Raw genomic sequence first — 12,150 nt, forward strand, 5'->3', positions numbered from 1 at the left:
ACTAGAAACAAGCTTTCGTTATAAATCCGGAGCCGGCTCACTAAACAGGTATCCCTGAGAAAAACGAATTCCCAGTGCATCAACCACCCGCTGTACAGACTCTGAATGAACAAACTCGGCCACAACTGGGATGCCTGCATTTTGAGCAAAAAAGACAATGGCACGGGTAATTTCGTAACTGGTTTTATCAGTGTCAATGGACTTAATATATTTGGCATCGATCTTAATAACATCGACATCCAGCTCAAGAATTCGCTCAAAATTAGAATACTCTGTGCCAAAGTCATCAATTGCGAGACGGAAGCCTTTAGCCTTCAGAGTTGCAAGCTGCTTGATATGGTTTTTCTTGCCATCGGCACTGACACCCTCCAGAATTTCCAGGGTAATCCGTTCAGGAGCAATATCGTACTGAGCGCACTTTTGTGCCAGATAAGCCTCCAGGTACTGATGGCTCAGATCATCCTCTGTAATGTTAATGGCGAATTCACAACGGTTCGACGACATCGCCCGACAGCTTTTATCAATGACAATACGCGTAATAACCGGTAACAAACCTGACAGCTTAGCCGGTTCTAAAAACTGATAAGGACCATAGACCTGGCCATTAATCTGCATCCGAATCAAGCATTCATAATAGCTGATATTGCCGGTTTGGTTGTCACGAATCCCCTGAAAATAGGGCACCAGACAATCCTCACTCAGAGCCCGGTGCAGCAGTGCATTCCACTGCATATACTCCAGTCTCTGATGCTGCTCCAGTTCATCCCGTTGATCCGCATAAAGATAGAAGCGACCACGACCACCTTGCTTCGCTTTTTTCAGTGCCATCAGCGCCTTACGAATAAGATCATCATGTCCTACGGCACCGCCATATGAAAAACTAATATTGAAATTAAGACTATCGACCTGGATCTGTTGCAGGAAAAAGTTTTCCCGGATTTTATTAAAAACCGATTTCAGAAAAACATCTTTTTCATAATGGATAGCAAACTCATCAGCATTTAGCCGGTAGATCCGGGCACCCGCCAACACACGCTGCAGCCTTTGAGTAATAGCGGCCAGAAGTCGATCAGCAAAGTCCAAACCATATGCGGAATTAATCAGACTGAAATTATTAACATTAAGCACCAAAAGAGCACTATCGCCATGACAATGGTTCAGTGCTTCCTGTAATTGGCTCTTATTGGGCAAGCCTGTCAAAGTATCTGTGGTCAGAGCCGCCAGATGACGATCACGCTCTTTTCTGATATCACTCAGATCCGTAAAAATTCCGATATAGTTCTGCACCTTTCCTGCGCCATCGCGCACGACACTGATACTCAGCCACTGGGGCGATAACGAGCCATCTTTACGCCGGTTAACGACTTCACCACTCCAGTGATTGTGAGTAAGAAGGCCGTGCCACATTGCGTCATAAATATGCGCATTATCTTTATCAGATGACAGCAAAATAGGGTCAAGGCCGACAACCTCATCACAGCTATAACCTGTTATTTTCTCGAAAAAGGGATTAACGTCCAGAATCCGATTATTAGCATCGGTGATCACAATACCTTCAGAAGCGCTTTCTAAGGCATGGCCTAACAGCTGTAAGCGCCGGTTCTGTTCTGCCATATACTCATCTTGTTGCTGTCGTGCCAGAACAAGTCCCGCCATATCAGCCCCAACCTGAAGAATTCTTTTATGAAAGCTAGAGGGCAAACGATGCTCAAAAGAGGACAGTGCAAAACTACCTATTGCCTCGCCAGATGCATTTCTGACCGGTATTGACCAACAAGCACAAAGATTAAAATCATAGGCCAACTGACGCAGATCCTGCCAACGATCATCCGTGAAAGTATCACGTACATAAACCGCTTCATTACGCAGTACTGCGTTACCACAAGATCCACTACCCGGGCCTATCTGAAGCCCGGACAAAGCTTGATGTCCTTCGACGGGAACACTGGGAGCCGATAAGACCCGGAGACTATTCGACGAGGAATCCTGCACCATAAAAGATGCAACAGAGTTTGGTAGAAGCTGCTCTGCTAATAAACATAAATGATCCAGAACTTTGACAACGGGCTGGCCACTCATTACATCACTAAAAATAGACTGCTGAAATGCCAAAACCTGTTCCTGCTGCTCAACCGTAACCAAAGCATTGCCAGAACTGCCACCGGAGCAGACTTCACTCAATGGGGTATCCTTCAGCAAGTTTTCTGCACCCTTCATAAAATACCTTTACCCATTGCCATATCACGCTATATCCCGGAGATTGATACTACCCAGCATTATATTTGCCTTGCCAATAAGCCTATCCAGCTCTGTTTTAACCTTACTTCAGCTACCATAGAATCTAGACTCTAGAAATATCATTTACACCAGATACCTTCCAGAGTTTTTATGTAATACCTACATAACACCTACATCTTTTTCTGTTACAAAAGAAAAAAAACAACTGCATATCGAGTAAAACTTGCCATATATGAACAAGAGGTTACAGTTCTGTATAATCCTTACATTTTGAAGGACTTTTCCTATATTCCCTAACAAAACCCCACATTTTGAAGCCCCCCTCTACAGAGGACAGCATGCAAGGACAGCATAATTTATGTTTCGACAACTGATTCTGCCAACCATCTTTCTGGTACTCGGCTACGGTTTCTGGATCAGCCCGGACTTTAAAGAGATCGCCGCCGGTGTTGCGGTCTTTCTGTTTGGGATGCTCTCCCTAGAAGAAGGATTTAAAGCCTTTACCGGGGGATTGCTGGAAAAGCTACTGAAAAGAACCACCAACAAACTCTGGAAAAGCCTGAGCTTCGGTGTCATCAGTACCACGTTAATGCAGTCCAGCTCTCTGGTGTCAGTCATTACCATCTCCTTTTTATCAGCCGGACTTATTTCACTGACCGCCGGCGTCGGCATTATCTTCGGAGCCAACCTGGGCACTACAACCGGTGCCTGGCTTGTTGCCGGACTCGGGCTGAAGGTAAAAATATCGGCCTACGCAATGCCTATGCTTGTTTTCGGTATTTTGCTGATTTTCCAGAAGAGTAAAGAGCTAAAAGGTATCGGCTATGTTTTAGCAGGCCTTGGCTTTCTGTTTCTCGGCATCCACTATATGAAGGAGGGCTTTGAAGCATTCAAAGATACTCTTGATCTTACCGCCTACGCTGTAAGAGGCTACCCCGGCGTATTCCTGTTTACGCTGATCGGCCTCTTTGCAACTGTGATCATGCAGTCCAGTCATGCAACCCTGGTACTCATTATCACAGCACTTTCAGCCCAACAAATCACCTATGAAAATGCTCTGGCACTGGCCATTGGTGCCAATATAGGTACAACGATCACCGCTATTATCGGCTCATTAAGCGCCAATATTGAAGGGCGGCGCCTTGCTGTTGCCCACCTGATTTTTAATACAGTGACAGGCTTCGTAGCCATTCTTTTTATCTACCAGCTAACAATGGCGGTAGACAGCATCAGTTACTTTGTCGGCATCGAAGCGGATAACTACACCCTGAAACTGGCTGTTTTTCATACGATCTTCAACAGTATAGGCGTTATTCTGATGTTACCTGTGATTCCTTCGATGGTACGTTTTCTGGAGCGACGTCTTAAAGCAAAAGAAACCAGCAGACGATCTGCACCCAAATACCTGAGCCAGTCGGCATCAGACCTGCCGGAAGCGATGCTTGCAGCAGTTCGTCAGGAGACTCAACATCTCTACGACAATGCTGCAAGCATCATCGCAGGAGGCCTTAGCCTGCCGCTGAACGCGATCCACAGTAATAAATCTCTTGAGGATGTGATATTTAATGCCCGCACCGTTATACCGACCAATATCGACCAGCAATATGAAGAGTCGGTAAAATCCCTGTATGCGGATATCGTAGACTTCAGCAGCTCTTATCAGGGGGAGTTATCTGCAGACCAGGTTGAGGAGTTGTTTCGCCTGAGGGCAGCAGGCCGAGATATCGTTGAAGCCATTAAAGACACCAAACACCTGCAGAAAAATCTCTCCCGCTACTTTATTGCCGACAACCCTTATATTCACCACGAATATAACACCCTTAGAATGCGGCTAGCGTCAGTACTGAGGGAGCTACATAAAGTTCGCCAGAAAAGTGAAAATGACTCAGCCACAATTCTTTCACTCGACCGTCTGAGGCTGGATATGGAAGAGTACGATCAAAACCTGAACCATAATCTCAGTAGCCTGATCCGGCAAAAACTGATCAGTGGGCCTATGTCTGTATCCCTGATGAATGATAGCGGTTATGCCTCAGACGTTACCCGCAAACTGGTACAAATGGGCGAGGTTCTCTTCTCTGAAAGCGACCTCAGGACCAAAAGTATTGAGCAAAGCTTGTCATTGAGTGACGAAGAACTGACAGAAATGATGCACAGCCAGCACAATAACGGCAAGGACAGGAGCATACTTTAAATGAAAATAAGTAAACTGATCAAAAAAGCAGAAACCTATGCCCGATCTGATGAGCTAAAGCGCAAAGAGAAAAAAAAGTATCTGAAGAAGGTCATCAAAAAGCTGCGCAAGCATGAGGACAAACTCAGACAGGAATACGACAGCTGCACAGACTTTGAAAAAAGCCGTCAACTGAAACAGGAGATCGCCTTGGCTTATAATCAGCGCAAGAAAGGCGTCAAAATACTGAAAAGCCTGAAAAAGAAAAAAAGAGACCGGGACTAATACCCATTCAAGTCAGCTCTCTGTCAGGTGTATTGCTGTTATCAGAGGAGCCATCAGCTCTTAAGAGATATGAAAAGCCATCAGCTCTTAAGGGATATAAAGCCGGTCAATCCAAACCGGCTTTTCTTTTTCACGCCCCGACAACTCATTTTATCAACCCAGTATCAAGCTGGTATTATTACTGTGTATCAGCCGTCAGAGGTGCTTCATACTGAATATTACGGGTTACCAGCCAGCAGAGCAGCGACAGTAGCGCGAAGGCAGTAAACAGTGGATATAAAGTACCATTGTAAGTCTGGCCAAAAGCCATCCCCACCACCATCGATATAAGAGTGGTTACCGAGCCAATCACCGATGAAGCTACACCCGCTATATGTCCCAAAGGCTCCATAGCCAGGGCATTCATATTACCGAACAGTAGTCCGATACAGCCAAAAATCACCGCACCAAACAGCATAAACAGCCAGATAGAGACACTACCGGCAAGTAAAGTCAGCAAGATCAGAAAAATGACTGAAGAAAAAAACATTACGATCAGCGCCCTATTAGCCAGTAGCTTCATACCAAAGCGCATGACCAGACGGCCATTAAGAAATGAGGCCACACCAACGGAAAGCGCCAGCACCGCAAAATAAAGGGGGAACGTTTTTTCGATCTGAAAAACTTCTTTAAACAGCAGCTGCGCCGTGGACAGGTAAGCAACGAAGGCACCGAAGATAAGCCCCGCACCTATGATATAACCCAAGGTCACCCTATGGGTCATCGTCTCTTTAATATTACCCCAGACATTAATAAATGAGAGTTTGACTCGGTGCTCCTTCGCCAAAGTCTCTGGCTGACGGATAGCAAACCAAACCAGAGCAACTAAAGACAGTAAGACAAAAAACTCATAGATCCCCCGCCAATCAGCCAAAATCAGCACACCAGCACCAATACTCGGAGCAACGGCTGGCATAATAATAAAAACAGCCATCACAAAGGACATTACCCGAGCCATAGCTCGACCCGCATAACGATCCCGAACCAGAGCAACAGCCACAACTTTAGGGCCCGATGCACCTATCCCCTGAATAAAGCGCCCCACCAGCATCATCTCGTAACTTTGCGCAAAAGCTGAGACAAGAGATCCCGCCAGAAAAATAACCAGCCCCAGATAGATAGCCGGTTTACGACCAAAACTATCTGATAACGGACCATAGAGAATCTGACCAAAGGCCAGGCCAGCAAACAAAATACCTACAATCCATTGCAGATCTTCAGCGTGTACCACGGAAAAGTCCTGACCGATCACGCTCATTGCAGGCAGCACCGCATCAATCGCCAAAGCGACCATAGACATTAATAAAGCCAATAGTGCAATAAATTCAGCAAATGGAGGTTTAGAAGGGGTTGTTTCAATTTCCCCCTGAGATCGAGGCGTCATAGAAAACCTATTAGTTACAACACGATACGTGTTTAAATTGTTGAATGTTCAGGTTTCTGAAGAAAGTCAGAATAAATACCGAGGGATGCCTATTCTAACAAGCCTTATCTGCCGTCACCTGCAAATAATTATTCACAGGCAAATCTTTTGCCCATAAAAATCCCCCACGTATCAGGCTAGGGCAATAAACTTTTGTCTCAGATCACTGGATGCCCGCGCAAGGCTTTGCTAACGTTCAGTGAAAGAGCTGGCAACGTTAAGTGCTGATACTTTGATAAAACAAAAATAAGACAAAAGACCCTAGGGTCAGGGGGACACCATGCCTGAAGAGAAATCCACAATCAGCCGCAACACCTTGTTCATTATTATCGGTCTGATTCTTTGCGCTGGCACATTAATGAAAATTACCAGTGGATGATATGCGCTCCCAGCGCAATCAAACACTGGCTTCCTGCATGAATTAACGGAGTCACATATGGGTAACAACGCTTTTATGCAGAAACTGATACTAGTGGTCGTATCTATCACCTTACTGGCGGCCATGGCTATGCGATTATTAGACAGCATCTGACTGGATGCTTCTTTTATAGCTAACTTAGCAGATAGCCTGAATGTACGCGCTCAGGCTGATTTTAGCTTTCGATAAAGTGTACGTTCACTCACGCCTACTTTGTGAGCAAGCAGAGCTTTGTCCCCTTCCAGCTGCGCGAGAGCCCAAAGCAGGTAACGATTCTCCAACTGCTCCAAACCAACAATATTTGGCTGATAAAAACCAGATCCTCTGCGAGAGGCCTCAGTACTTCCTGCCGTTATGTCCAATGAACATCCCTGCTTACAGACCACAGGCAAGTGCTGAGACTCAATCCAGTGATCGTCAACCAGCAAACAGGCACGCTCTAAAATATTACGCAACTCCCGTATATTGCCCGGAAACTGATACGCCTGAAGCAATCGCAGAGCTTCCTGGGAAATTTTAATCTCCCTCCCTGCAGAAAACTGAGGCAAAAAGCTATCCACCAGTAGAGGGATATCGGTCACCCTTTCTCTCAATGGCGGCAAAACTACCGGAAAAGCATTAATCCGGTAATAGAGATCCATTCGGAACTCACCATCCGCCACCTGCTGATCTAAATTACGATGCGTTGCACATACCAGTCGGAAATCCGCCTTTAACGGCTCAACCCCCCCTACCCTACGGTAAGTTCCGGTTTCCAAAAGGCGTAACAACTTCACCTGCAGGGATAAAGGAATATCCCCCACCTCATCAAGAAATAAGGTTCCTCCCTTCGCAGCTTCAACTAAACCTGTTTTGCGACTATGCGCTCCGGTAAAGGCTCCCTTCTCATGACCAAAAAGCTCACTTTCGAACAGAGTTTCCGTCAAACCTGAGCACTCCACCGGCACAAATGCGTTCTGGCTTCGGAGACTACCTTGGTGAACCGCTTGTGCCATAAGCTCTTTACCGGTTCCGGACTCCCCTAACAAAAGGACGGTCGTTTCACTGGAAGCAACCCGCTCGATAAGCGCCAGTGAATCTATAAAAGCAGAGGATCGCCCGATTAAGCCCTGCCCTCCAGCTCTGGGACTGGCCAATTTGCTGTAACGCATAACTTCAAGAAAATAACGAACCTCACCCTTCCCTGCCTCAACCGGGTAAAGCTCTACATCCACATGCTCTTCACCATTCGGCGTATGGTGCAGATGAAAGACTCTTTGCGCTTTATTCGTTTGCATACATTGAAGCATCGGACAAGACTCCCCCATCTGATCGCAGGGCCGATCATAGTGATGGGAGACCTCATAACAGTGACGTTTTGTCACGCTGACATCACCATAGCTCTGGCGGTATGCTGCATTCGCTGAAAGAATTTCATAGTCTGCCGACAGCAGAACAGCGGGATCTGGGTAGCTTTGCAGCATCGAGACCAATTCTGCCGGAGGCTGACCGGAATGGTCCGAGATAGGCATTTTCATAACGGGAATCTGAGCGTTTTCCGTTTTGTTCATAATACATCCTGAAAAGCAAAATTGACCTGCGAAACAGGTATTACTCCGAGAATCCAGCGCTGCTGGTCTGCTTATTCAGCTCAACCAGTCATTTCAGCACCCTATTTTTTAATGACAATTATGACGCTTCTGCCTGATAATTGTCATAATTGACAATAACAAAAATAAACAATCGCCCAGAAAAATAAAAAATCCATTAAAAACAAAAAGTTAGAAAAATCATAAACGGGCATATACCTTGCTTAACGGTAAGTAACAAGTCTGTCTCAGGCTTTGTACTATCATCGAAAAAACATTTTACCCTATCCAAAAGCGAGTTATCGCTAACGGCTACTGCAGGTGAGAAGGTTATGCAACGGAACATGCTGTTTGAGCAAACAAAGCGGGCTTTCAGTCAACGCTGGAAAACATCTTTGTTTGCCCGACAAAAACTGGTACGGGAACTCAGCATCGTACTTCTGATAAAGCTGGCTCTGCTCTATGGCATTGTGAACTTTATCGTTCCTTCAGCTACCGTCGTTGATGGCAGCGATGTCAGCACTCGCCTGCTTAACTCTCAACTACCGGCTCCGAATACACCGCAAGAGAATATCGATGAATCGGCGATTCACTTTAAGGTGTCCGGAGAAAACCTGACAAAGACCGCTACCTCAGAAACAGCGGTCTCCATACAACAGGAAACACCATGATTACAGAAGAAGTTGTTGATCTGTCCCGGTTACAGTTCGCGATTACCGCACTGTATCACTTTATCTTTGTACCTCTGACACTCGGCCTGGCTTTCCTCCTGGTCATTATGGAGTCTGTTTATGTGATGACCCGTAAGCAGGTCTACAAGGATATGACTCAATTCTGGGGTAAGCTCTTTGGTATTAACTTTGCTCTTGGTGTGACAACAGGTCTCACCATGGAGTTCCAGTTTGGTACAAATTGGGCCTACTATTCTCATTATGTAGGGGATATTTTTGGCGCTCCTCTCGCGATTGAGGGCCTGATGGCCTTCTTCCTGGAGTCCACTTTTATTGGTCTCTTCTTTTTTGGCTGGGATCGCCTCTCCCCCCGTCGCCACCTGATGGTGACTTTCCTGATGGCGCTGGGCTCCAATCTGTCTGCACTCTGGATTCTGATCGCCAATGGCTGGATGCAGAACCCGGTAGGTGCCGAGTTCAGCTATGAAACCATGCGTATGGAGATGACCAGCTTTGCTGATCTGGTGTTTAACCCGGTCGCTCAGGTGAAATTTGTTCACACCGTGGCAGCAGGCTATGTAACAGGCTCTATGTTCGTTCTGAGTATCAGTGCTTATTACCTACTGAAAAAGCAGGATCTGCCTTTTGCCCGCCGTTCCTTTGCTATCGCGTCAGCCTTTGGCCTGGCGTCCATTTTATCAGTGATCATTCTGGGTGATGAGTCTGGCTACGAGCTGGGTGATGTTCAGAAAACCAAGCTAGCTGCAATTGAGGCCGAATGGGATACGCATCCGGCTCCGGCGTCTTTTACCCTGTTTGGTATCCCTGATCAGGAAAATCAGACCACAGACTACGCCATTAAAATCCCCTATGCTCTGGGTCTGATCGCTACTCGTTCGCTGGACGAAGAAGTGACAGGTATTAAAGACCTGATCAAAGAGCATGAAGTACGTATCCGTAACGGCATGGTCGCCTACGGTCTTTTGGTTAAGCTACGCTCAGGCCAAACCGACCCGGAAACCATCGCCGCCTTTGAGGACGTGAAGAAGGATTTAGGATACGGTCTATTACTGAAACGCTATACAGAAAATGTGGTTGATGCCACTGAAGAGCAGATTCAGGCAGCAGCTCACGACACGATTCCTAATGTTGCACCTTTGTTCTGGAGTTTCCGCATTATGGTGGCTTCCGGCTTTACCATGTTGCTGATCTTTGCGTTGGCCTTCTACTTTAACGCAACCCGCAAGCTTGAAAGTAAGCGCCGATTCCTGAAAGCTGTTCTCTGGTCTCTTCCACTACCTTGGATCGCAGCAGAAACAGGCTGGGTAGTTGCTGAATACGGTCGCCAACCCTGGTCGATTGGTGAAATCCTGCCCACTCATCTCAGCACGTCTACACTGGAAGCTGGCAGCCTTTATACCAGTATTGGCGCTATTGTGGCCTTCTATACTCTCCTTCTGGTCATTGAGATGTTCCTGATGTTTAAATACGCCCGCCTTGGGCCTAGCGCTCTGCATACGGGCCGCTACCATTTTGAGCAGGGTGCAGCAAAGGATACATCCGATAAAGAAGACAAACCTGAAATCGCCGGAGGTGCGGCATGATTCTGGATTATGAAACCCTGAAACTGGTCTGGTGGGTGCTTGTTGGCATCCTTCTGGTCGGCTTTATGATTACTGATGGCTTCGATATGGGTGCAGGCATACTGCTACCGTTTCTGGGCAAGAATGATGCAGAGCGGCGCATTATCATCAATACAGTAGGCCCTCACTGGGATGGTAACCAGGTCTGGTTTATCACCGCGGGGGGGTGCACTCTTCGCTGCCTGGCCTGCAGTATATGCTGTCGCATTTTCCAGCTTCTACTTTGCCATGATGCTGGTACTGTTTGCTCTTTTCTTTCGTCCGGTAGGTTTTGACTATCGCAGTAAGATTGCCGACCCACGCTGGCGCAGCACCTGGGACTGGGGACTGTTTATCAGTGGTGCAGTTCCGGCACTGGTATTTGGCGTCGCCTTCGGTAACCTGCTACTTGGTGTTGATTTCTATCTGGATGATTTCCTGCGTCCACATTACACCGGCAGTTTCTTTGATCTTTTTCATCCTTTTGCCCTGATATGCGGCGTGGTCAGCCTGACGATGCTGGCAGCCCATGGCGCAATCTGGCTTCAGATGCGTGCTGACAAAGTAGTGGCTGAGCGTGCCGGGCGCGCGGGTATTCTGATGTTGCTGGTTATGCTCGCAGCTTTTGCTGCAGGCGGTTTAGTACTCCTGAAGGGGCTGCCTGGCTTACACATTGATATGATGCCGCCGAAAGATGCATTACCCAACCCACTGAGCAAACAGGTTAGTGTGGTTGAAGATGGCTGGCTGGCAAACTACACCACCTATCGCTGGATGATTGCAGCGCCGGTTATCGCCTTTGTAACTGGTTTGCTAAGCTTGCTGTTGATAAAAGCACGTCGCTCAGGACTGGCCTTTGCAACCCATAGCATTACAATGACCGCGATTATCTGTACTGCAGCTTTTTCATTATTCCCATTTGTACTGCCTTCGCTATCAAACCCGAACAGTAGTCTGACACTATGGGACGCAGCCTCCAGCCACTTGACACTGAATGTCATGTTTATCGCGGCTATGATCTTTGTACCCATTATTCTGCTGTATACCCTATGGACTTACAAAGTGATGTGGGGACGTGTAACCAGCAAGCAGATTGATGGTAACCCACTGGCTTATTAAGCTCTGTATTGGTAAAAGAGCCTGACTGACAACTAAGACAAGAGGAAGCCGCCTTTGAAAGATAAGCGGCTCTCTCAGGAGAAATGATATGTGGTATTTTGCCTGGATTTTGGGTGTATTACTGGCGATCTCATTCGGTATTATCAATGCGATGTGGTTAGAGTCAGACCCAGATTTTGACCTGGATAATGATCAGCCTCAAGTCTGAGGCTATATCTTTAGCCAGCAACCCTAGCCGGGTGCTGGCTTTTCTGACGAAGCCCCCCTTCCCTTCAGGAACTGCTGTTATGACAATTCCTTACCCACGCTCCCGCTGGACACAAGCGTTATCTCTTATCAGTGCTATCATAATCAGTGTTGTACTGACCGCCTACCCAAGATTGATAGCCGACTCCATTCATGAAGTGGATCATGGCTTGTTCACTCTGTTTATGTGGGCAATTAGTGCAGGATTTATTCATGGCGTTGGTTTTGAACCCAAAGCCATCATCTGGCGACTGATATTTAACCCCATCATTGCCTGGCTGATCATTGTATATGGCCTGGTTGAGTATCTGATTTATTAAGAATGCCTGATAGCCTAACAAGCCACCG

Annotated in this window: 10 protein-coding genes and 1 pseudogene; 8 read left to right on the forward strand and 3 right to left on the reverse strand. The window is 46.8% G+C overall.

Annotated elements, in window-relative coordinates; translation table 11 throughout:
* Positions 1-18: 18 nt before the first annotated feature.
* On the reverse strand, positions 19-2,217 hold the full coding sequence (locus BTA35_RS01415; RefSeq protein WP_077242640.1) for a sensor domain-containing diguanylate cyclase: 2,199 nt from the start codon (positions 2,215-2,217) through the stop codon (positions 19-21).
* Positions 2,218-2,596: 379 nt separating this feature from the next.
* On the opposite strand from BTA35_RS01415, the gene BTA35_RS01420 reads away from it, so the two are divergent.
* Entirely contained in the window at positions 2,597-4,432 is a 1,836-nt protein-coding gene (locus BTA35_RS01420) for a Na/Pi cotransporter family protein (protein ID WP_077242641.1), read from the forward strand.
* Positions 4,433-4,696 (forward strand): hypothetical protein, encoded by a 264-nt coding sequence (locus BTA35_RS01425; RefSeq protein ID WP_077242642.1) that lies wholly within the window; start codon positions 4,433-4,435, stop codon positions 4,694-4,696.
* A gap of 178 nt (positions 4,697-4,874) precedes the next feature.
* Here the strand turns inward: BTA35_RS01425 and BTA35_RS01430 are convergent, their stop codons facing one another.
* Entirely contained in the window at positions 4,875-6,119 is a 1,245-nt protein-coding gene (locus BTA35_RS01430) for a multidrug effflux MFS transporter (RefSeq protein WP_077242643.1), read from the reverse strand.
* Between the two features lie 621 nt (positions 6,120-6,740).
* Positions 6,741-8,126, reverse strand: coding sequence for a sigma-54 interaction domain-containing protein (locus tag BTA35_RS01435; protein ID WP_238377462.1), 1,386 nt, complete (start codon positions 8,124-8,126; stop codon positions 6,741-6,743).
* A 350-nt stretch (positions 8,127-8,476) separates the two neighbouring features.
* On the opposite strand from BTA35_RS01435, the gene BTA35_RS01440 reads away from it, so the two are divergent.
* The 6 genes and pseudogenes from BTA35_RS01440 (at position 8,477) to BTA35_RS01460 (ending at position 12,122) form a co-directional block, all read left to right on the forward strand.
* Positions 8,477-8,815: a hypothetical protein gene (locus tag BTA35_RS01440; protein ID WP_077242644.1), complete on the forward strand. Its 339-nt coding sequence runs from the start codon at positions 8,477-8,479 to the stop codon at positions 8,813-8,815.
* Entirely contained in the window at positions 8,812-10,419 is a 1,608-nt protein-coding gene (locus tag BTA35_RS01445; RefSeq protein WP_077242645.1) for a cytochrome ubiquinol oxidase subunit I, read from the forward strand. Before BTA35_RS01440 ends, BTA35_RS01445 begins: the two co-directional genes overlap by 4 nt.
* Positions 10,416-10,559, forward strand: a pseudogene (locus BTA35_RS18895) (cytochrome d ubiquinol oxidase subunit II); the annotation flags it as partial. The gene BTA35_RS01445 and the pseudogene BTA35_RS18895, both read left to right, overlap by 4 nt.
* A 31-nt stretch (positions 10,560-10,590) precedes the next feature.
* A complete protein-coding gene (gene cydB / locus BTA35_RS01450) occupies positions 10,591-11,556 on the forward strand; it encodes a cytochrome d ubiquinol oxidase subunit II (protein WP_338012990.1) in 966 nt (321 codons plus the stop codon).
* A gap of 88 nt (positions 11,557-11,644) precedes the next feature.
* Complete coding sequence (gene cydX, locus BTA35_RS01455) at positions 11,645-11,764, forward strand: cytochrome bd-I oxidase subunit CydX (protein ID WP_077242646.1); 120 nt, start codon at positions 11,645-11,647, stop codon at positions 11,762-11,764.
* A gap of 79 nt (positions 11,765-11,843) precedes the next feature.
* Complete coding sequence (locus BTA35_RS01460) at positions 11,844-12,122, forward strand: cyd operon YbgE family protein (RefSeq protein WP_160054892.1); 279 nt, start codon at positions 11,844-11,846, stop codon at positions 12,120-12,122.
* The last annotated feature ends 28 nt before the right edge of the window (positions 12,123-12,150 follow it).

The organism is Oceanospirillum linum (genome assembly GCF_001995095.2).
Lineage (GTDB): Bacteria > Pseudomonadota > Gammaproteobacteria > Pseudomonadales > Halomonadaceae > Oceanospirillum > Oceanospirillum linum.